The organism is Streptomyces sp. NPDC048352, assembly GCF_040651895.1.
In the GTDB taxonomy this organism is placed as follows: domain Bacteria; phylum Actinomycetota; class Actinomycetes; order Streptomycetales; family Streptomycetaceae; genus Streptomyces.
In genome coordinates this window covers 76,509-97,287 of sequence record NZ_JBEZKZ010000009.1, presented here as the reverse complement: position 1 = coordinate 97,287, position 20,779 = coordinate 76,509, and the positions used below count along the sequence as shown (strand labels likewise).

At 73.9% G+C, this 20,779-nt stretch carries 16 protein-coding genes; 9 read left to right on the top strand and 7 right to left on the bottom strand.

What is annotated here, in order from left to right:
- Window positions 1–77: 77 nt before the first annotated feature.
- A complete protein-coding gene (locus AB0D45_RS07870) occupies window positions 78–761 on the top strand; it encodes a hypothetical protein (RefSeq protein ID WP_362455911.1) in 684 nt (227 codons plus the stop codon).
- A gap of 78 nt (window positions 762–839) precedes the next feature.
- Window positions 840–1,064: a DUF6458 family protein gene (locus AB0D45_RS07865; RefSeq protein ID WP_361602683.1), complete on the top strand. Its 225-nt coding sequence runs from the start codon at window positions 840–842 to the stop codon at window positions 1,062–1,064.
- A 14-nt stretch (window positions 1,065–1,078) separates the two neighbouring features.
- Here AB0D45_RS07865 and AB0D45_RS07860 read toward each other — a convergent pair whose 3' ends face one another.
- Together AB0D45_RS07860 and AB0D45_RS07855 are read right to left on the bottom strand one after the other, a co-directional pair.
- Window positions 1,079–2,194, bottom strand: coding sequence for a glycosyltransferase (locus AB0D45_RS07860; protein ID WP_362455910.1), 1,116 nt, complete (start codon window positions 2,192–2,194; stop codon window positions 1,079–1,081).
- Window positions 2,191–2,730: a WcaF family extracellular polysaccharide biosynthesis acetyltransferase gene (locus AB0D45_RS07855; RefSeq protein WP_361602689.1), complete on the bottom strand. Its 540-nt coding sequence runs from the start codon at window positions 2,728–2,730 to the stop codon at window positions 2,191–2,193. Before AB0D45_RS07855 ends, AB0D45_RS07860 begins: the two co-directional genes overlap by 4 nt.
- 107 nt (window positions 2,731–2,837) lie before the next feature.
- Between AB0D45_RS07855 and AB0D45_RS07850 the strand changes: the two genes are divergently transcribed.
- The 4 genes from AB0D45_RS07850 (at window position 2,838) to AB0D45_RS07835 (ending at window position 8,866) form a co-directional block, all read left to right on the top strand.
- The gene (locus tag AB0D45_RS07850; RefSeq protein ID WP_362455909.1) at window positions 2,838–4,337 is read left to right on the top strand and encodes a hypothetical protein; all 1,500 of its coding nucleotides are present in this window, start codon (window positions 2,838–2,840) and stop codon (window positions 4,335–4,337) included.
- Between the two features lie 217 nt (window positions 4,338–4,554).
- The gene (locus AB0D45_RS07845; RefSeq protein ID WP_362455908.1) at window positions 4,555–5,850 is read left to right on the top strand and encodes a transglycosylase family protein; all 1,296 of its coding nucleotides are present in this window, start codon (window positions 4,555–4,557) and stop codon (window positions 5,848–5,850) included.
- 38 nt (window positions 5,851–5,888) lie between these two features.
- Window positions 5,889–7,337, top strand: coding sequence for a M23 family metallopeptidase (locus AB0D45_RS07840; RefSeq protein ID WP_362455907.1), 1,449 nt, complete (start codon window positions 5,889–5,891; stop codon window positions 7,335–7,337).
- A 62-nt stretch (window positions 7,338–7,399) separates the two neighbouring features.
- Window positions 7,400–8,866: a CHAP domain-containing protein gene (locus AB0D45_RS07835; protein ID WP_362455906.1), complete on the top strand. Its 1,467-nt coding sequence runs from the start codon at window positions 7,400–7,402 to the stop codon at window positions 8,864–8,866.
- 55 nt (window positions 8,867–8,921) lie between these two features.
- On the opposite strand, the gene AB0D45_RS07830 is transcribed toward AB0D45_RS07835, so the two are convergent.
- Genes AB0D45_RS07830 through AB0D45_RS07820 form a run of 3 tightly spaced genes read right to left on the bottom strand, consistent with a single transcriptional unit; the run spans window position 8,922 to window position 13,047 of the window.
- Window positions 8,922–10,133, bottom strand: a complete 1,212-nt coding sequence (locus AB0D45_RS07830) for a hypothetical protein (protein WP_362455905.1) — start codon at window positions 10,131–10,133, stop codon at window positions 8,922–8,924.
- Entirely contained in the window at window positions 10,130–11,845 is a 1,716-nt protein-coding gene (locus AB0D45_RS07825) for a lipopolysaccharide biosynthesis protein (RefSeq protein WP_361602707.1), read from the bottom strand. The genes AB0D45_RS07830 and AB0D45_RS07825 overlap by 4 nt, the downstream gene beginning before the upstream one ends.
- Window positions 11,842–13,047: a glycosyltransferase family 4 protein gene (locus tag AB0D45_RS07820; RefSeq protein ID WP_362455951.1), complete on the bottom strand. Its 1,206-nt coding sequence runs from the start codon at window positions 13,045–13,047 to the stop codon at window positions 11,842–11,844. The genes AB0D45_RS07825 and AB0D45_RS07820 overlap by 4 nt, the downstream gene beginning before the upstream one ends.
- Before the next feature lie 157 nt (window positions 13,048–13,204).
- Here AB0D45_RS07820 and AB0D45_RS07815 point away from each other — a divergent pair, with 157 nt between their 5' ends.
- Window positions 13,205–13,714, top strand: coding sequence for an adenylyltransferase/cytidyltransferase family protein (locus AB0D45_RS07815; protein WP_362455903.1), 510 nt, complete (start codon window positions 13,205–13,207; stop codon window positions 13,712–13,714).
- Here the strand turns inward: AB0D45_RS07815 and AB0D45_RS07810 are convergent.
- Window positions 13,695–14,417 (bottom strand): CDP-alcohol phosphatidyltransferase family protein, encoded by a 723-nt coding sequence (locus AB0D45_RS07810; RefSeq protein WP_362455901.1) that lies wholly within the window; start codon window positions 14,415–14,417, stop codon window positions 13,695–13,697. The two genes, AB0D45_RS07815 and AB0D45_RS07810, sit on opposite strands and share 20 nt — an antisense overlap.
- Window positions 14,418–14,521: 104 nt before the next feature.
- Entirely contained in the window at window positions 14,522–16,795 is a 2,274-nt protein-coding gene (gene glgX / locus AB0D45_RS07805) for a glycogen debranching protein GlgX (protein ID WP_362455899.1), read from the bottom strand.
- 200 nt (window positions 16,796–16,995) lie between these two features.
- Here glgX and AB0D45_RS07800 point away from each other — a divergent pair, with 200 nt between their 5' ends.
- Window positions 16,996–18,207 carry an Ig-like domain-containing protein gene (locus tag AB0D45_RS07800; RefSeq protein WP_362455897.1) on the top strand — a complete coding sequence of 404 codons (1,212 nt, stop codon included), beginning with the start codon at window positions 16,996–16,998 and terminating at the stop codon, window positions 18,205–18,207.
- Window positions 18,208–18,399: 192 nt separating this feature from the next.
- A complete protein-coding gene (locus AB0D45_RS07795) occupies window positions 18,400–20,769 on the top strand; it encodes a choice-of-anchor A family protein (protein WP_362455895.1) in 2,370 nt (789 codons plus the stop codon).
- Window positions 20,770–20,779 lie beyond the last annotated feature (10 nt).

Sequence of the window (20,779 nt, the reverse complement as noted above, 5' to 3'; positions counted from 1 at the left end):
GACGGCGTACGGGGCCCGGCCGGCCGGACCGCCGGGCCCCGTACGCCTCTCCACCCAGTACGTACGGGAGCCCCACGATGTACCGACGCTCCGCAGCGGCTGCTGTCCTGCTGGCCGCCGCCCTGACGCTGACCGGCTGCAGTTCGAAGGCCGACGGCACGGCAGACACCGCCAAGGCCGCCGAGCCCAAGCCGCCGGCCTCGTCCTCGGCCCCCGACCCGGCGGACGTGCCCGCGGACGCCGCGACCGCGCCGCAGGCCAAGCCCCCGGGCCCGGTCCTGCCGGACGCGAAGCTCACGCCGAAGACGGGCAGCTTCAAGGAGAACGAGAAGAAGTACCTCAGCGGCCGCGTCCCGGAGAAGACGGACCCGGCGGCCGTCCTCCAGACCGGCCAGGAGACCTGCCAGCGGGTGGAACGCACCGCCAAGCGGGACAAGGACGCGGCGGCGGCGTCGATCATCTCCGGGGAGGTCACCGGCGCGAAGGACGCGATCACCTTCCTGTGCCCGGATCAGAAGCCGGTCCTGGCGGCAGCCGAGAAGGGCTTCGGCGACGGCCCCCGCACCGCCCCCGCCCCCGGCACCTACCGGGCCCTGACCCAGAGCACCACCTGCACCTGGGAGGCCAGGGCCAAGGACGGCGCCGTCCTCGCCTCGGGCCCGGAGGCCCCGCCCAAGCCGGGCGACCGCATCACCGCCACCGTCCCCTCCGGTGCCGCCCAGTTCACCTCGACCGGCTGCTACGCCTGGATCCCCGCGTAACTCGCCCGGCCCGGCCGGGTTTTCGCCTCCGCCTTGCGGGTACCCGCGCCGTCACACGACACAGCGGAGGCGAATCCTATGCGGGGCATCGGTGGTTGCATCGCCCTCATCGTGGTGGGGGCCATCCTCACCTTCGCGAGCGACTGGGAGCTGGAGAGCGTCAACCTCGACCTCGTCGGCCTGATCATGATGGCGGCCGGCTGCGTCGGCCTCGCCGTCTACGCGAGCGTCCTGCGGCGCCGCCGCGCCACGGCCGCCTTCCCGGTGGTGGAGGAACACCTCCACCACCGCGACGAGATCTGAGGCCTCCGGCCGCGTCAGCGCCGCGCGGCGCCCTCGTAGACGGCCGTCAGGGTGTCGAGTACCGCGTCCATCGAGAAGGCGCCGGCGGCCAGCTCGCGTGCGGCGGCGGAGGCCCGGGTGTTCGCGACGGGGTCCAGGAGGTCGAGGACGGCTTCCGCCACCGTCCGCGGCCCCGGGGCGACCGCCCGGCCGGCGTCGGCCGCGGCGATGTCGCGGGCGAGGCCGTTGGAGTGGGTGACCACCGCCGGGACGCCGACGGCGAGGGCCTCGAGCACCGACATCGGGAACGGCTCGTCCACCGACGGCAGTACGTACACGTGCGCCCGGCGCAGCTCCGCGAGGACCCCGGCACCGGACAGGGCGCCCGGGACCGTGAACCGGTTGCCCAGGCCCAGGGCCGCGACACGGGCCCGGACCGCCGACAGCTCGCCCTCGTCCGGGCCGGCCACCACGAACTCCGCGTCCGGGTGCACGGCGAGCACCGCCGGAGCCGCGTCCACGAAGTCCACCGGCCGCTTGCGGGCCTGGAGGCGGGCCGCGTACAGGATGCGCGGCGGCCCGCCCAGCGGCGGGCGCTCCTCCTGCGCGGGGGTGCCGTTGACCAGCCGGACGGCCCGCGCGAGCGGAGAGCCGGCCACCGCGTCCAGGCCCTCCCGCTCGTGCGGGGTCAGGTACAGCACCGTGTCCGCGCCGCGCAGCAGGCGGCGTACCGCCACCGCGTCGAGGACCTTGGCCAGGATCCTGTCGCTCGGGTCCACCATGCCGTGGGTCTGCAGGACGAGCGGCTTGCCGCAGCGCAGGGCCGCCAGGGCCAGGGGCAGGGTGACCAGGTCACGGGCGAGGTGGACGTGGACCAGGTCCGCGTCCCGCACCAGCCGGGTCGCCGAGGCCAGCAGGGCCGGCGAGGTGATCCCGCTGAAGCCGAGCGGCAGCAGGCGCCGGGCCGGGAACAGCTTCGCCGGAACCCCCTCCACCGAGGTGGGCCACGGGTCGAAGCCCTCGCCCAGGGCCAGGAGGCGCGCCTCGTGGCCCCGGGCCCGCAGGCCCTTGGCCAGGTTGAGGGCCACCCGTACCGGCCCGCCGAAGGCGTGCGAGGGGGAGTGGAGGGTGACGGCGTGCAGGACTCTCACTTCGGCTCCTCCACCGGGCGGCGCCGCCCGTCCTGGGTCTGCAGGGTGAGCGCGGGGAGGTCCTTGTGGACCACCGCGCCCGCGCCCGCCACCGCGCACCGGCCGACCGTCACGCCCGCCAGCACGGTCGCCCGTACGGCCACCCACGCGCCGTCCTCGACGGTGATGGGGGCGTTGCGGTAGCGGAAGTCGGCGGCGCGGTGGTCGTGCGAGCCGGTGCACAGCACCGACTCCTGGGAGAGGCACACGTGCGAACCGATGGTCACCGGCTCCAGGTTGAGCAGCCAGGCGCCCTCGCCGATCCAGGTGTGGTCGCCGACCTCCAGCTTCCACGGCCACAGCACGCGCACCCGGTGCCGGATCAGCACCCCCTCGCCGATCTTCGCCCCGAAGGCCCGCAGCAGGGCCACGCGCAGCCGCGCGGGACAGAACCAGGCCATGAAGAGGGTGTTCATCACCGCGAACCACAGAGCCTGCGTCAGCAGCCCCCGCCCCTTGTCGTAACCGGCCAGCGTGAAGGCAGGAAGATGCCGCAACGGTCGCCCCTCGTCGTCCACCCCGCTCGCGCCTCCCCGGGCGCGGAACGTCAGACTAGACTGCGCGCGGATCACGCACAGGGGTGGGGGCAACAGTGGCCACGGACATGCGCACGCCCGCCGCCGGGCCGGTGCCGCCGTCCTTCGATGACGAGTCCCGGTGGGGCAGGGTCACCACCCCGCGCACCCTGCTCTCGCGGGCGCTCTCCGTGCCGCTCGCCCTCGGATTCACCGTGTTCCTCCCGCTCTTCGTCGCCGTCCAGTCCGGCGACGGCCAGCGCGACGCCGCCTTCTGGCTCCAGCTGCTGCTGACCGCGTACGCGGGCGCGCGGCTGTCCGCCATGGTGCTGACCAGCCGGCGCAAGCTGCTCCAGGGTTCCTTCTGGCTGTTCGTCTACATGGCCATGGGCGTGGCCCCGCTCGCCCAGGCCGTCCTCGGCCGGGTCCCGACCCCCGTCGTCGGCCCCCGCTCCGACCTCACCCTCGCCATCGCGCTGGTGCTGCTCGGCTGCACGGCCTTCGACGTCGGCGTGCTCCTCGCCCGCCACCGGCCCGCCGGGCGCGCGGGCGGCTCCCCGAAGGAGCCCCGGCCGGTCATGGCGCACCGGCGCCGGCTCCAGCTGCTGACCGTGCTGGCCTTCCTGGGCAGTGCGGCCTTCATCCTCAAACTCGGCGGGCCCGCCGTCTTCTTCTCCAGCCGCCAGGAGATCATCGCCGGCATCCAGGAGGCGGGCGTCTCCAACGGTGACGGCCAGGCCGGGCAGGCCCTGCTGCGCGGCTTCGGCACCGTGCCCGCGCTGCTCGCGCTGCTCCTGTACACGCGCTGGCTGATCACCTCCACGTACGCCCGCCGCAAGGTGTCCGTCATCGTCACCTGGTCGGCGCTGGCGGTGCTGAACCTGATCGTCAACAACCCGGTCTCGAACCCGCGCTACTGGTTCCTGACCGTGCTGTTCGCGCTGCTGTTCACCGTCTTCCCGGTGAGCGCCGCCATGTACCGGGTGGCGCTGTCGATGGCCGTGGTCGTCGCCCTGCTCGTCTTCCCGTTCGCGGACCGCTTCCGCTACGACGAGAAGAACTACAAGCCGGTCGAGACGACCTCGTTCCTGGAGCCGATGGCGCTCAAGGACTACGACCAGATCGGCATGTTCGCGAACACCATCACCTTCTCCCGCTCCGGCCCCGGGCACTTCTACGGGCGCCAGCTCGCGGGATCCGTCTTCTTCGCGGTGCCCCGCTCGGTGTGGCCGGGCAAGCCGCGCGACACGGGCGTGATGGTCGGCCAGTGGATGGGGACGGTCAACACCAACCTCTCGTCGCCCGTCTGGGCCGAACTGTGGCTGGACTTCGGCCCGGTGGGCATGGGCGCCGGGCTGCTGGGCATCGGGTACGCCGCCGCCCGCGTGGACCGCCGCTACGCCAAGCGGGCCACGCGTCGCTCCGCGCCCGGGAGCCTGATCTCGGTGGTGGTCCCGCTGGTCGCCGGGTACTCCTTCATCCTGCTGCGCGGTCCGCTGCTCCAGGCCTCCGGCCGGGTCGCGATCGCCGCCATGTGCCTCGCGCTCGTGGCCACGTACCGCCAGGACAAGGGCACCACCCTGCGCTGACGCGGCGCCCTGGCCGCATGGGGCCAGGCACCTTCGGGCCACCCCGAACCCCTGGAACACACCCCGGCGCGACGGACATGATCCTCTCAACGGCCGCGGCAAGGGGCCGGGGGGAAACGGGCCGGCGCGGCTGAGCGCCCGCCCGCATCCGCACCACTGCGCGTCCGTACCGCTGCGCACCCGTGGCTCATTCATGTCCGGATTATGGGGGATTGTCATGTCTGCTCGTCGTCGCCTGACCACGCTCGCCTCGCTCACCGCCACCGTGGCCGTCGCCTCGTCCGCGTTCCTGGCCCTCGGCGCGGTCCCCGCCTCCGCCGCCAGCGTGGCGACCTGGGACAAGGTCGCCCAGTGCGAGAGCTCCGGGAACTGGAGCATCAACACGGGCAACGGCTACTACGGCGGCCTGCAGTTCTCGGCGTCGACCTGGCGGGCCTACGGGGGCACGGCCTACGCGGCCTACGCCCACCAGGCCACCAAGAAGCAGCAGATCCTGATAGGCGAGAAGGTGCTCGCGGGCCAGGGCCCGGGCGCCTGGCCCTCCTGCGGCCGCCTGGCCGGACTCGGCAGCGACCACGCCGACCCGTACCCGGACGCCCCGACCCCGCCGGCCCCCGCCCAGTCGTGGAAGGCACAGGTGCTGATCGGTTCCGGCAACGGGATCTACCATGCCACCCGCTTCGACAACGGCACCTGGACGCGCTTCGGCAACGTCGACAGCGAGGCGGCGGCCCTCCCGGGCGGCGTCCGCACGACCGCCGAGGCGGGCATCAACGGCGACACGCACGTCCTGGCCGTGAGCAACGAGGGCAAGCTGTACCACACCATCCGCAACGCGGACCGCACCTGGGGAACCTTCGGGGACGTCCACGCGGTCGCCGGTGCGCTGCCGAACGTGACGCAGGTGGCGGCGGTTTCGTCGGGTACGGAGCTCCAGGTCGTGGTGGTGGCGGACGGCAAGGTCTTCCACACGGTCCGCCGCGCCAATGGGACGTGGGCGCCGTTCGGTGCGGTCGGCAACCCGGGCGCGGCTCCGGTGACGAAGCTGGCGGTCTCGCAGGTCGGCAGCGACACGCAGGTGGTGGCCGTCTCGAACGGGTCGCTCTTCCACACGGTGCGGCACGCCGACGGGACGTGGACGTCCTGGGGCGATGCCTCGGCCGAGACCGGTGTGACGGGTGTCGACGACGTGGCCGTGGCCGGGACGGGCGGTGACCTCCAGCTGGTGGTGACGGCCGAGGGCGGCGCGAAGCGCTACCACGGTGCCCGTTTCGCGAGCGGCCAGTGGGTCCTGAACGACCTGTCGGCGGTCGTCCCGGCGGGCGTCACGGTCACCGACGTCGCGGCGGCGGCAGTGGACAACGAACTCCAGGCGGCGTTCGTCACGACCGACGGCCGGGTCCTGCACACCATCCGCCACTTCGACGGGACCTGGACGGGCGCCGCCCCCATGGACCTGACCGGCGTCGGCGGCACCCACACCGGCGTGTCCATCACCGCCACCTTCAACTGACCAGCGCACGACACCCGCGACACATCCGAGGAGCCACCATGTCCACCACCTTCACCCGTCGTGCGCTGACCTCCGCCACCGGTCTCGCCCTCGCCGCCTCCGGCCTCGTCGCCTTCGCCGCGTCCCCCTCCTACGCCGCGGGGCCCGGGTACCAGATGCCCTTCAGCTGCGGTCAGGCCTGGGCGGGCAACACCTACAGCGGGCACAGCCCGTCCACGCTGGCGATCGACTGGACGCACGGTTCCACCACCGCCAACCAGCCCGTGCTCGCCAGCGCCGAGGGCACCGTCAGCGTCGCCAAGACCCTGAGCGGCTCGTACGGCAAGTACGTGGTCGTCGACCACGGCAGCGGCTGGAAGACCCTGTACGCGCACCTCAACGACTACGACGTCAGCGTCGGGTCACACGTGGCGCGGGGCCAGAAGATCGGCATCGTCGGCAGCACCGGCAACTCCACCGGTGCGCACCTGCACTACGAGCAGCAGTACAACGGTGCGGTCAAGCAGTCCGTCTTCAACGGCACGCCCTTCAGCATGGGTTCGACGCTGACCAGCAAGAACTGCGACGACACGACCACCCCGCCGGCGCCGGCGGGCCAGTGGCGGGCGCAGGTCGCGGTGGAGTCCGGCGGCGGGATCTACCACGCGGTCCGCAACGCGGACCGCACCTGGACCGGCTTCGGCGACGTCCTGGGTGTGACGGGCGAGGTCCCCACGGGCGTCCGCACGACCGCCGAGGCGGGCGTCAACGGCGACACGCACGTCCTGGCCGTGAGCAACGAGGGCAAGCTCTACCACGCGCTGCGCTTCGCCGACCGCTCCTGGACGGGCTTCGGGGACGTGGCAGGCGAGGCCGGAACGCTGGCGAACATCACGCAGGTGGCGGCGGTCTCGTCCGGCACCGAGGTCCAGGTCGTGGTGGTGGCGGACGGGAAGGTCTACCACACGGTGCGCCGTGCGAACGGGACGTGGGCGCCGTTCGGTGCGGTCGGCAATCCGGGCGCGGCTCCGGTGACGAAGGTGGCCATGTCCCAGGTGGGCAGTGACACGCAGATCGTGGCGGTGTCGAACGGCACGCTCTTCCACACGGTGCGGCATGCCGACGGGACGTGGACCTCCTGGGGCGATGCCTCGGCCGAGACCGGTGTGACGGGTGTCGACGACGTGGCCGTGGCCGGGACGGGCGGGGACCTCCAGTTGGTGGTGACGGCCGAGGGCGGCGCGAAGCGCTACCACGGTGCCCGTTTCGCGAGTGGCCAGTGGGTCCTGAACGACCTGTCGGCGGTCGTCCCGGCGGGCGTCACGGTCACCGACGTCGCGGCGGCAGCGGTCGACAACGAACTCCAGGCGGCGTTCGTCACGACCGACGGCCGGGTCCTGCACACCATCCGCGCCTTCAACGGCACCTGGTCGCCCGCCGCTCCGGTCGACCTGACCGGCGTGGCCGGCACCCGGACCGGCGTCTCCCTCACCGGCACCTACAACTGACGCGGCACCAGCGGCCCGCCCCCTCCTCTTCCGGCCTTCCTTCCCCTAAGGACACCCTCGACATGTTCAAGACCCCGAAGTCGGCCCGTGCCCGTTCCTTCCTCCTCGCCACCGTCGTCCTCGCCCCCGTGCTGGGGATGGCCTCGGCCGCACCCGCGGCGGCCCACGCCCCGACGGTCGCCGACATAGCCCGGTCGCAGGTCGGCAACGACTGCACCCCCTACTACGGCTGCGTCTACCCGAGCGCCTGGTGCGCGGAGTTCTCCCGCTGGGTCTGGAAGCAGGCCGGCGCCAACACCTCGGGCCTCAACGCGGCGGCCGCCTCCTTCTACAGCTACGGCCAGCGGAACGGCACGCTGCACACCAGCGGGCCCCAGGTGGGCGACGCCGTCCTGTGGGACGACGACGGCTCGGTCAGCGGAGAGGCCAACCACGTCAGCCTCGTGGTCGCGGTCTCCTCCGACGGCTCGCAGATCCAGACCGTCGGCGGCAACGAGAGCCACCGGGTCTCCGCCAAGAGCTGGTTCAACTGGCGTACGTACGTCAACCCGGGCGCGGGCAAGGCCCTCGCCTTCGTCTCGCCCGTGGGCGTGCCGGGCACCCCGCCCCCGAGCACCACCCCGCCGGCGCCGGCGGGCCAGTGGCGGGCGCAGGTCGCGGTGGAGTCCGGCGGCGGGATCTACCACGCGGTCCGCAACGCGGACCGCACCTGGACCGGCTTCGGCGACGTCCAGAACGTGGCCGGCGAGGTCCCGGGCGGTGTGCGGACCACCGCCGAGGCGGGCATCGACGGCACCACGCACGTCCTGGCGGTCAACAACGAGGGCAGGCTCTACCACACGGTCCGGCTCGCGGACGGCCAGTGGGCGGGCTTCGGAGACGTGCACGGCGAGGCCGGTGCGCTGCCGAACGTGACGCAGGTGGCGGCGGTTTCGTCGGGTACGGAGCTCCAGGTCGTGGTGGTGGCGGACGGGAAGGTCTACCACACGGTCCGCCGCGCCAACGGGACGTGGGCGCCGTTCGGTGCGGTCGGCAACCCGGGCGGTGCGCCGGTGACGAAGGTGGCCATGTCCCAGGTGGGCAGTGACACGCAGATCGTGGCGGTGTCGAACGGCACGCTCTTCCACACGGTGCGGCACGCCGACGGGACGTGGACCAGCTGGGGCGATGCCTCCGCCGAGACCGGCGTGTCCGGTGTCGACGACGTGGCCGTGGCCGGGACGGGCGGGGACCTCCAGCTGGTGGTGACCACCGAGGGCGGCGCGAAGCGCTACCACGGTGCCCGTTTCGCGAGCGGCCAGTGGGTCCTGAACGACCTGTCGGCGGTCGTCCCGGCGGGCGTCACGGTCACCGACGTCGCGGCGGCAGCGGTCGACAACGAACTCCAGGCGGCGTTCGTGACCACCGACGGCCGGGTCCTGCACACGATCCGCGCCTTCAACGGCACCTGGTCGCCCGCTGCCCCGGTCGACCTGACCGGCGTGGTCGGCACCCGGACCGGCGTCTCCCTCACCGGCACCTACAACTGATCCGGACACACCGCGGGCCCGGGACGCCACCGTCCCGGGCCCGCTCCCGCGTGCCTCATGCGGCGGCCGCCACCTCCGCCGGCACCCTCAGGCGGACCACCCGCAGCCACCCGGCGGCCGCCTTCGCGGCGGAGCCCAGCGCCAGGCCCCAGGCGGCGCCCGCCACCCCCCACACGGCGTACCCGCCCAGCAGCAGCCCCACCGACAGCAGCGAGAACACCACCTGGAGCGAGAGGGTGGCCTCGGGACGGAGCACGCGCAGGGTCAGCAGGGCGCAGGTGCCCAGGCCCATGACCGCGTACTGCGCGCCCGTGGCCGGCAGCAGCGCGGCGGCCGCCGCCCAGGTGTCGCCCAGCAGCCTGCGGCCCAGCCCGGCCGGCAGCGCGTACAGCACCGCCGCCCAGCCCGCGCCCAGCACCGCGAGCGCCGCCCCCATGAGCACGGTCAGCCGGACCACGCCCCGCTTGCCGGAAGCCCGCCCCACCACCGGCGGCCCGAAGGCGTTCGCCGAGTTGAACAGCACGTTCAGCGGGCCGAAGAGGGTGGTGGCGCCGCGCAGCGCGCCGACGGCGAGCGGCGTCGCGAACACCCCGAGCCCGAGCACGGCGAGCTGGCTGGAGCCGTTGCCCACGGCGAACTCGACGACGAACCGCAGGCCGAGGTGCCCGCGCCGCAGATAGGGCCGCAGGTCCCCCCGCACCCCGCGCACGTAGGGCCGCAGCAGCCACAGGCCCAGCCCCAGCGCGGGCAGCGCGGACAGCCCCCACACCAGGACGAGCCGGCCCGGGGAGGCCCCGTACGGCTGCACGGCCAGCGCCGCGACCACGCACGCCAGCCGCAGCGCGTCCGCGGCCAGCGCCCGCTCGGGCACCCGCAGGGCGGAGAAGCAGTACCGCAGCCCGTCCTGCACGAGCACCAGCGGCAGGACGAGGGCCAGCGCGAGGAACGCCCGCCCGGCGTCCCCGGGCACCACCAGGCCCGCCAGCGCGGGCAGCAGCGCGGCCACCGCGGAGGCGGCGGCCGTGAACAGCACGGAGGAGCGGCACACCCGCCCGAGCCCCTCGCCCTTCTCCAGCACCACGCTCTGCCCGACGTAGGCCATGTTCAGCCCGAGGAGCACGCTGAAGGCGACGTACACCATCGAGAAGTCGGCGAAGCCCGACGCCGGTGACAGCCGGGCGGCCAGCACCAGCACCAGGATGTTCGTGGCACTGGAGGCGGCCTGGTCCAGGACCGAGGAGAGCGCGGCGAGACCCCGCCGGCTCACCTGCGGCCCGTACGGACGGTGCGCAGCGCCACCGTGTCGGGGGCCTCGGCCGGGGCCTGTTCGCCGGTCCCGTCCGCCCCGCCGGCCGGCGGCGCCACCGCACCGGGGGCGGGCGCGCCGGCGGCCCGGGCGCTCCCGCGTCCGGCGCCGCGCTTCTCGGAGGGCGGCGGGGCGTGCAGCACCGCGCCCAGGACGGTCCCGCCCGCGCCGCTGATCAGTTCGCGGATCCGGGCCAGGTCGGCGCGGTGCACGGCGCGCGGGTCGCAGACCACCAGGACGCCGTCGACGCGGTCGACCAGGGCGAGCGCGTCGGCGTACGAGAGCACGGGCGGCGCGAGCACCACGACGGTGGAGTTGGGGGAGTCGGCCTCGGAGATCAGCCGGGTGGTGCGGGGGGCGGTCAGCGAACGGGGCACGTTGCGCACCCGGTCGCCGGGGATCAGGTCGAAGTCGCCGGACTCCGCGGCGTCCACGACGAGCCGGCGCCCGTCGGGCCATTCGCAGTCGCCGGTACCGGAGCCGCCCGGCATGGCGCTCCAGCGCGGCCGCCCGCCCGCGTCGGTCGGCAGCTGGCTGGCCAGGACCGGGGTGCGCAGGTCGGCCTCGATGAGCAGGACGTCCTTGCCGGTCTCGGCGAAGGAGGCGGCCAGGTTCACCGCCACGGCGGCGGCCGTCTCGCTGCTGCCGCGCGGGGCGACCACCAGCAGCCGGCGCCGGTCGGCGAAACGGGCGTCGTAGGCCAGCCGGAAGGCCACCGAGCGGTACTCCTCGGCGAGCCGCGGATCGGCCTCCCCGGCCGCGAGGAGCGGGCCGCCGCCGGTCCTGTCGCGGGGCAGGTAGCCGAGGACGGGCGCGCGCAGGGCCCGGGCCACGTCGCCCTCGGAGCGCGGCGCCGGGTCGAAGACCAGCCGGACCCACGCGGCGAGCAGGCCGAGCGCGAGCCCCACGGCCCCGCCGAGCGCCAGCGACATGGGCAGGCCCGGCCCGTCGGCCCCGGCGGGCGGGGTCGCCGCGCTGGTGACCCGGCCCGGGGTCATGTCCAGGGCCCCCAGCTTGGCGATGTTGCCGTTGAGGGTGTTGACCTTGTTCTGGAGGTCGGTCCGGGAGGAGAGGGCCGCGTCGCGGGCGGTGCCGGCCGGCATGGCGTTGATCTGCCGGGCCACCTCGTCGAGCTGCCGGGCGACCGGGTCGCGCTGGGCCTCGTACCCCTTGACCATCGTGTCGCGGGTGACGTCGAGGGCCTCCTGCCGCTTGAGCAGGTAGGCGGCGGCCATGCCGTTGGCGCGCCGGGCCGCCTCCCGGGGGGAGGCCGCGGTGTAGGTGAACCGGAGCACCATCGTCTGCGGCGGGTTGGTCACCTGGAGGCCGGCGCGGAAGGCGGAGAAGTCCTTGCCGGCGACGCCCAGCTTCTTCGCGGCCTGCTCGGCCGTGGAGCTGGAGAGCGCGACCTGGCGCTCGGAGCCGATGTTGATGGCCTTGTCGGGCGCCAGGCTCGGGTTGAACGGGTCGTCGGTGGGGGCGCGCAGCACCACGTCCGCGACGGACACGTAGGTGTCCGCCGTGGAGACGCCGAGGTAGACGCCGCCCAGCAGGCCGACGGCCACGCCCGCGCCGAGGAGCCGGCGGTAGCGCAGGAGCTGCCTGAACTGGTCCCGCAGCAGATCGGGTTCGTCCTCGGCCGGGGCCGCTGCCGGGCGGTTCGTCTCGGTCACGACTGGGGACCCCCAAGTGCTTCGTCGATCAGTGCGTCGATGCGGGCCAGCCCCGCTTCCCGGCTCAGGTGGGCCGCCACGTGGGCGGGTCCGGCCGCGCCCAGCGCGTCGGCGCCCTCGGGGTCCTCGGCCAGGGCCCGTACGGCCTTCAGCAGCGCCGCGGGGTCCTCCGGCGGTACGAGCACCCCGGCGCCCGAACGCTCCACCTCCTGGGCGGTCCCGCCCCGCGCCGCGACGGAGGCGACGACGGGCCGGCCGGCCTGGAAGTAGGAGGTGAGCTTGGACGGCACGCTCATGTCCAGCACGGCCGCGTGCTGGGTGACCGCGAGGACGTCCGCGGCGGCGAGGACGTCCGGGAACTCGCCGTCGGGGGCGGGCGGGATGATGTCCAGGTTCGGCACGTCGGCGGCGAGGCCGGCCAGCGCGGCCCGCTGGCTGCCGTCGCCCATCAGGACGAAGCGGACGTCCGGATCCAGCCGGGCGGCACCGACGAGGACCTCCAGTCCCTGCTTGAGGCCCATGTTCCCGGAGTGCAGGACGACGGTCTGGCCGGGTGCCCAGCCGAGGTGGCGGCGGGTCTCCCCGCGCGGCTTGGTGGGCTTGGGCACGTGGGACCAGTTGGGGACCAGGCGTATCTTCCCGGGGTCCACGCCCATTCCCACGACCCGGTCCACGAACGTCTCGTGGATGACGCCGACGAGGGCGGCCCGCCTGAGTGCGTACGCCTCCGCGCGCCCGGCGAGCGCGGCCGCCCTGTCCCCGCCGCTGATGCCGCTCTGCGCCGCGGCGGCGCCCATCAGGTCCTGGACGACGGGGACGAACGGCACCTTCCACCGCGCCGCGAGCCGGGCGGCCGTCACCCCGCCCGCCAGGCTCGGCATCTGCGCCATGACCGCGTCCGGCCGCGGCATCCGCGGCGGGGCCACGGCCCCGTGCAGCAGAATCGATCCTTCGAACAGCGCCCGCCGGACGGCGGTCTGACGCGGCGGCACGGTGTGCGCGCGCCGGTGCACGGTGACTCCCGCGCGCCGTTCCGTGCGCCGCAGCGCCCCCTTGTACTCCGGCTCGAGCGACCAGGCCGGGTAGTGGGGCATGCCCGCCAGCACGTGCGTGTCATGGCCGAGACCCGCCCAGTGCTCCGCGATCTGCGTGGCGTAGGGGCCTATGCCCGCATGCTCGGGGGCGTAGTTGGTGGAAACCAGCAGCAGGCGCCGGTGACCGGATGTGGACACTGACCGTCCCCTTCTCCCCTGAATGGTGCGCACGTCACCCTATTCGTTCACCGGCAGGGTGGGGAACGTGCACGCTATTGTCTGCTCATCCGCCGCACCGGGGGGTGCGGCCGCCTGGGGGGAATCCATGACGGAACGTCACATGTCCGAGGCCGCGCCGTCGGTGCGCCGGCCCTACCGGGTCGGCTACGCGCCCGGCGCCTACGACCTGTTCCACATAGGACACCTCAACATCCTCCGGCACGCCCGCAGCCGCTGCGACTACCTGGTGGCCGGGGTGGTCTCGGACGAGATGGCCGAACTGGCCAAGGGCCGCCGCCCGATGATCCCGCTCGTGGAGCGGCTGGAGATCGTCCGCAGCGTCAAGTACGTCGACGCCGCCTTCGTGGAGACCGTCCCGGACAAGGTCGAGACCTGGAAGCAGGTCCGCTTCGACGTCATCTTCAAGGGCGACGACTGGCGGGGCACGCCCAAGGGCGCCAAGCTGGAACGCGACTTCGCCGCCCACGGGGTCGACGTCGTCTACTTCCCCTACACCGTGCACACCTCCAGCACCCAGCTGCGCCGCGCCCTGGACGCCCTCGCCCAGCCGGCGGGCGCACCGCTGCCGGAGCAGCTCACCGCCGAACGGCGCTGAGCTCCCGGAACCACTTCACCAGGAACGCCACCAGGAACAGGGCGGCCACCGCCCCCAGGCCCGCATACGCCCAGCGGAACAGCGCCCCGCCGCCCAGCAGCAGGAACACCAGGCAGAACACCCCGTAGTCCACCGGCAGCAGCGCCACCGCGCGCAGGACCGACGGCTCCGCGGCCGGGCTGCCCGGGGCCGGCCGGGGCTTGAGCTTCTCGGTCAGCAGCCCCCCGAAGAAGGTGACGACCGCGGCGAACTGGAAGCCCAGCGGCACCAGGAGCCAGCCGTCCGAGCCGGTCCCGTACGCCTCGGGGAAGCGGTGGAAGGCGATCAGCACGCAGGAGTGCAGCGCGGTCAGCTTGGCGGCGTCCACGACGTGGTCGAGCCACTCGCCCGCCGCGCTCCCGCCGCCGCGCAGCCGGGCCAGCTGCCCGTCGGCCGAGTCGAAGGCGAAGCCGACGGCGAGCGCGGCCCAGACGGCGATGCCCAGCCCCCACGTCGGCGCGGCGAGCGCGACCGCCGCCACGGCCGCGAAGCTGAAGGCCGCGCTGACCAGCGTCACCTGGTTGGGGGTCAGACCCAGCGCGTACGAGCCGGCGGCCAGGTAGCGGCCGGCGGGCCGGTTCACGAACCGCGAGTACAGCGACACCCCCTTGGCCGACTTCTGTGCCCCCCGCAGTTCCCGCAGCGCGGTCCCGGCCCTCCCCATGCGTACCCCTGTTCGTCTGGTCATGTGTTCGTTCGCAGGAAGGGCACATCATCGCAGGGGGAACGAAAGCTTCCGCTCCGGATCGGCCAACTCAGGGCAGCAGGTCAGCTCACCACCCGCAGCAGCTGCACCGACCGGGCCGGCACCGTCAGCGGCTCCCCGCCCCCGTGACGCGTCCCCGGCGCGTCCGCCTGGGACTCCCGCGACGTGTCCAGCACCAGCTCGTACGCCGCCCCCCACGGCGCCCCCGGCAGGACCCACTCCACCGGCCGGTCCCCGGCGTGCAGCAGGGCCAGGAAGCTGTCGTCCGTCACCTGGCGGCCCCGCTCGTCACGGCCCGGGATGTCGCGGCCCGACAGGTAGAGGCCCACCGCCGCGGCCGGCGCGTACCAGTCCCGCTCCGTCATCTCCGCCCCCGCCGGGGTGAACCAGGCCAGGTCCCGCAGCCCGTCCGCGCCCTGCGCCCGCCCGGAGAAGAACGCCCGCCGGCGCAGCACGGGATGCGCCTGGCGCAGCGCGATCAGCCGCCGGGTCAGCGCGAACAGCTCGCTCCACGCCGGGTCCGACAGCAGCGACCAGTCCACCCACCCCGTCTCGTTGTCCTGGCAGTACGCGTTGTTGTTGCCGCCCTGCGTGCGCCCGAACTCGTCACCCGCGACCAGCATCGGCACGCCCGTCGACAGCAGCAGCGTCGTCAGCAGGTTGCGCAGCTGCCGCCGCCGCAGCGCCCCGATCCGCGGGTCGTCGCTCTCGCCCTCGGCGCCGCAGTTCCACGACCGGTTGTCGTTGGTGCCGTCCCGGTTCGCCTCCCCGTTGCCCTCGTTGTGCTTGCGCTCGTAACTGACCAGGTCCCGCAGGGTGAAACCGTCGTGCGCCGTCACGAAGTTCACCGAGGCGTACGGCCGCCGCCCGCCCCACGCGTACAGGTCGCTCGACCCCGACAGCCGGTACCCGAGGTCCCGCACGTCGGGCAGCGCACCGCGCCAGAAATCCCGTACGGCGTCCCGGTAGCGGTCGTTCCACTCCGTCCACAGCGGCGGGAACGCGCCCACCTGGTAGCCGCCCGAGCCCACGTCCCACGGCTCCGCGATCAGCTTCACCCGCCGCAGCACCGGGTCCTGGGCGATCACCGCGAGGAACGGCGACAGCATGTCCACGTCGTGCATCGAGCGGGCCAGCGCCGCCGCCAGGTCGAAGCGGAAGCCGTCCACCCCCATCTCCGTGACCCAGTAGCGCAGGGAGTCGGTGATCAGGCGCAGCACGTGCGGACGCCCGGCGTGCAGGGTGTTCCCGCAGCCCGTGTAGTCGGCGTAGCGGCGCTGGTCGGACTGGAGCCGGTAGTAGCCCCGGTTGTCGATCCCGCGCAGTGACAGCGTCGGGCCCAGCTCCCCGGCCTCCGCCGTGTGGTTGTAGACCACGTCGAGGATGACCTCGATCCCCGCCGCGTGCAGGGCCCGCACCATCCGCTTGAACTCGCCGACCTGCTGCCCGGCCGTCCCGCTCGCCGAGTACCCGGCGTGCGGGGCGAAGTAGCCCACCGAGTTGTAGCCCCAGTAGTTGCGCAGTCCCCGGCGCAGCAGGTGGTCCTCGTGCGCGAACTGGTGCACCGGCAGCAGCTCCACCGCCGTCACGCCCAGCGCCGTCAGGTGCTCCAACGCCGCCGGGTGCGCGAGCCCCGCGTACGTGCCGCGCAGCTCCTCGGGAACCCCCGGATGGCGCATCGTGAAGCCGCGCACGTGCAGCTCGTAGATCACCGAATCGGCCCAGGGGGTCTTCGGCCGGACGTCGTCCGCCCAGTCGTCGTCATCGTGGACGACCACCCCCTTCGGGACGAACGGGGCCGAGTCGCGGTCGTCGCGCACCGTGTCCGCGATGTACTGCTGCGGCCAGTCCCGCACGTGCCCGTACACCTCCGGCGGCAGCGAGAAGTCCCCGTCGACGGCCCGGGCGTACGGGTCCAGCAGCAGCTTCGCCGGGTTGTACCGGGCACCCGTCCACGGGTCCCAGCGCCCGTGCACCCGGAAGCCGTACCGCTGCCCGGGCCGCACGCCCGGTACGAAGCCGTGCCAGATCTCGTGCGTGAGCTCGGCCAGGGTGCACCGGGTCTCCGCCCCCAGCGCGTCGAACAGGCACAGCTCCACCGACTCCGCGCCCTGCGCCCAGAGCGCGAAGTTGGTGCCCTCCACCCCGCCCGGCCCCGCGTGGTAGCGGGCGCCCAGGGGGTGCGAGGAACCCGGCCACACCGGTGGCGACGGGTGGGCGGCCGCCCGTGACACCTTCGCCTGGATCCGCGCCCGTACGGCGTCCCTGCCCGCGACGCCCCTGCTGGCGCCACTGGCGGCGGCTTCCACCGCCTCTTGCTCGGCTGCGCTCGACACTGCCCGCCTCCACGGCTCCTGGGTACCGGCAGGGGGAGTGCGGCCGCGGCGTCCCGGCCAGGGCCCGCCCCCGTCTGGTCCTTCACACTGTTCTGCCCGGACTGTTCTGCCCGGAACGTGCCCGGCCCTCACGTTTCCCCCGGAGGTCCCCCGTCGTTGGACGGGGCGTGACTCTTCTGACGAGGCGGGCAGGGGCGGGCTTGGCCGCCGTGGCGGCGTGGGCGGCCCTGCTGGGCGGGCTGGCCGGCTGCACCGAAGACGGCGGGTCCCCCGTCGAGATCCAGCTGCCCGGCAAACCACGCTCCCCGGACGAGGCCATCCGGATCACCCCCGACGACAACGCCAAGGACGTCCCGGCCGAGGGCCCGCTGCGGGTGCACGTCCCCGAGGGCCGCCTCGAACGGGTGAAGGTCACCAAGGTCGAGGACGCCCAGGAGGAAGAGGTCCCCGGCGAGATCGCCGCCGACGGGCTCAGCTGGAGCCCCGACGCCGACGCCGGACGGCTCTCGCTCGCCGCCAAGTACACCGTCGACGCGGTCGCCCTCGACGGGCACAACCGCCGCCAGGCCCGGCACACCACCTTCACCACCTACGTCCCCGAGGAACGGTTCATCGGCTACTTCAAGCCCGAGAACCGCTCCACCGTCGGCACCGGCATGATCGTCTCCTTCAGCTTCAGCCGGCCCGTCAGGCAGCGCGCCGAGGTGGAGCGGGCCATCACCGTCACCTCCACGCCCCCCGTGGAGGTCGTGGGCCACTGGTTCGGCAACGAGCGCCTCGACTTCCGGCCCAAGCAGTACTGGAAGGCCGGCACCGAGGTCACCGTGAAGATGGCGCTGCGGGACGTCGAGGGCGCGCCCGGCTCGTACGGCATCCAGGACAAGACCATCCGCTTCACCGTCGGCCGCTCCCAGGTCTCCACCGTCGACGCGGCGGCGCACACCATGGAGGTCCGGCGGGACGGGGAGCTGCTGTCCACCATCCCCGTGACCGCCGGAGCACCCAAGAACACCACCTACAACGGCAAGATGGTGGTGATGGAGATGTTCGACGTCACCCGGATGAACGGCGCCACCGTCGGCTTCACCGGCGAGGACGGCAAGGGCGAGTACGACATCCCCGACGTCCCGCACGCCATGCGCCTCACCGCCTCCGGCACCTTCCTGCACGGCAACTACTGGGCCAGCCCCGACACCTTCGGCTCGACCAACACCAGCCACGGCTGCGTGGGCCTGCGCGACGACAAGGGCGGCGGCTCGGACACCCCCGCGGGCTGGTTCTTCGACCGGACCCTGGTCGGGGACGTGGTGGAGGTCGTGAACTCGCAGGACAAGACCGTCGCCCCCAACAACGGGCTGGGCGGCTGGAACATGTCCTGGGCCGACTGGGTGGCGGGCTCGGCCGTCGGCTGACCCCTCCCGCCACCGGCCGCCCCCTGACACGCCGCGGACCGCCCCGCACCCGGGGCAAGCGGTGCAATCGAGTGATCGTCATACCGGAATGCCGTACCCGCAGAGTGTCTTCCGTCCGCCGCGCCACAGCCCGCCCGCAGCCTGTCAGGGCCACCGGCGCGGGCAGGTGGCCGATACAGCGGACGGAGAGCCATGTCAGCAAGGAACTGGACCCTCGGGTTGGCCGTGGGCGTCGTACTCGCCGCCGGGGCCCCCGCGGCCCTCGCCTCGGGCCCCGGCGGCGCCGAACCGCCGGCGGCGGCACGCGCCCTGCGGGCCCCGCTGCCCGGCGGACTCGGCCCCTGCATCCCCGGGACCGGCCCCGGCGAGGCCTGCCCGTCCGTGTGGCCGGAACCCAACAACCTCCCCTTCACCGGACGCGACACGAACATCAACGTCTTCGTCGGCGGGGACATGCTCGTCCGCCGGGGCGCCGCCGAGGCCGAGGGCCGCGTCGTCGTCCTCGGCGGCTTCGACATGAACAAGTCCGCCGGCGGCACCGTCTACAACGTCGGCATCGCCGGCGTCGGCTCCCGGGTCCCCCCGCCGAACGGCTCCGACTTCCTGACCACCGGCGGGGACGTCACCGTCGCCCCGCGCCAGACCCTCCTCGCGGACGGCGGCGTCGTCCGCCACGGCGGCACCCTCACCGGCAACGTGACGGGCACCCGCGTCCACGACGAGGACGCGGCCCGCCCCTACGCCCCGCTGCGGGACCGGCTCTCCAAGGCGAGCACCTGCTACGCCCTACCCGGCGGGGTCCCCCGCACGCCGACCGGCCGGGCCGTGTGGAGCGCCCAGGAGACCGTCTTCACCGGCGACGGCAGCTCCCCGCTCCAGGTCTTCAACGTCGACTTCGACCTCTCCGGCCCCGGCACCGCGCAGCAGACGGTGCGCTTCACCGGGATCCCGGCCGGCGCCACGGTCCTGGTGAACGTCACCGGGGGATCCCCGGCCCTGCGCGTCAACAACGTCCTCCTGCCGGCCGGGCTGCGCGAGCGGCTGCTGTGGAACTTCCCCGACGCCCGGGCGGTCACCGTCGCCGGCTCGGCGCAGCTCGGCGGCAGCGTCCTGATCGGCCCGCAGGCCTCGGTCGCCACCGTCTCCGTGATCGGCGTGAACGGCCGCTTCTTCACCGCCGGCAGCGTCACCCACACCAGCCCGTCGGAGACCACGGGCCTGGGCGCGGAGTTCCACTCCTACCCCTTTGACGGCGACCTGCCCGACTGCGCGCCCGCCCCGCCGGACCGGGGCGCGGTGACCGTCGTCAAGCACGACGAGAACGGCCGCCCGCTGGCCGGGGCCAGGTTCGAGCTGTGGCGCGAGACCAACGGCCGCGACGGGCTCCAGCCCGAGGGCCCGGACGCCGACACCCGGGCCGGCGACTGCACCACCGGGGCGGACGGCACCTGTACCCGTACCGAGGAGCCCGGCACCTTCTACTGGCGCGAGACGGCCGCACCCCCCGGGTACGACCTGCCCTCCGACCCCGTGCGCGAGCTGGTCCTGACGCCCGAGAACCTCCCGGCCGGGGTGCGGTGGGTGGCCGTCAACCGGAGGTCCCCGGACCCGGACGGCAGCGCGGGGGTCGTGCTGCGCAAGGTCGACGAGGAGAACGGAGAACCGCTCTCCGGCGCCCGCTTCGAACTGTGGCGCGAGAGCAACGGCGTCGCCGGCCTGCAGACCCGGGAGGACCCCGACACCCGGCTCGACGGCGCCTGCGTCACCGACGAGCGGGGCACCTGCACGGTCGAGCTGCCGGTCGGGGAGCGCTACTACTGGCGGGAGACCGGTCTCCCGCCGGGCTACGAGCGGCCCGGCGACCCGGTCACCTCCTTCGAACTGGCCCGGGACGACGCCGAGGAGGTCGTCGTCCTCACCGTCCCGAACCGGAAGGAGGGCCAGGAGGCGACCGGCACCATCGAGGTCCTGAAGAAGGACGCCGGGACCAGGCGTCCGCTGCGCGGCGCGGAGTTCGAGCTCTGGAAGGAGACCAACCACACGGCGGGCCTCCAGCGGCGCGGCATCAACGCCGACGAGCGGGCCGGAGCCGAGTGCACCACCGGCGGGGACGGGGTCTGCGCGTTCGAGGGGCTCGCGGACGGCGCGTACTACGTGGTTGAGACGGACGTCCCCGACGGCTACGTCCTGCCGCGCGACCCGGTGACCGGCCCGCTGACGCTGAACGGGCGGACCCCGGGCCACCGGATCGCCGTCACGCTCCTCAACCGGCGCGCCCACGACGGCCAGGACGGCTGCCACTGCAAGGAGGACGGCCACGGCAAGCCGGGCCACGGCCGGCCCGACCACGAAGGCCCCGACCACGGACGGCCGGACCACGACGGTCCGGGGCACGCCCGCCCCGAGCACGCGCGGCCCGACCACGACCACGACCGCCCCGACCACGACCGCCCCGGCCCCGGCCGGCCCGAAGGCCCCGGGGCGAACCCGCTCTTCTGGCTCCCGCCGGGCGGCCCCTGGGCTGACGGCCCGTTCGCCCCGGCACTTGGGACGGAACGGTGACATGACTGTG

Coding starts and splice junctions, on each gene's coding strand:
- AB0D45_RS07835 (WP_362455906.1), top strand. CDS start 7,400: ATGTTCAAGACCCCGAAGTCGGCCCGTGCCCGTTCCTTCCTCCTCGCC.
- AB0D45_RS07850 (WP_362455909.1), top strand. CDS start 2,838: ATGCGCACGCCCGCCGCCGGGCCGGTGCCGCCGTCCTTCGATGACGAG.
- AB0D45_RS07840 (WP_362455907.1), top strand. CDS start 5,889: ATGTCCACCACCTTCACCCGTCGTGCGCTGACCTCCGCCACCGGTCTC.
- AB0D45_RS07815 (WP_362455903.1), top strand. CDS start 13,205: ATGACGGAACGTCACATGTCCGAGGCCGCGCCGTCGGTGCGCCGGCCC.
- AB0D45_RS07845 (WP_362455908.1), top strand. CDS start 4,555: ATGTCTGCTCGTCGTCGCCTGACCACGCTCGCCTCGCTCACCGCCACC.
- AB0D45_RS07870 (WP_362455911.1), top strand. CDS start 78: ATGTACCGACGCTCCGCAGCGGCTGCTGTCCTGCTGGCCGCCGCCCTG.
- AB0D45_RS07810 (WP_362455901.1), bottom strand. CDS start 14,417: ATGGGGAGGGCCGGGACCGCGCTGCGGGAACTGCGGGGGGCACAGAAG.
- AB0D45_RS07865 (WP_361602683.1), top strand. CDS start 840: ATGCGGGGCATCGGTGGTTGCATCGCCCTCATCGTGGTGGGGGCCATC.
- AB0D45_RS07795 (WP_362455895.1), top strand. CDS start 18,400: ATGTCAGCAAGGAACTGGACCCTCGGGTTGGCCGTGGGCGTCGTACTC.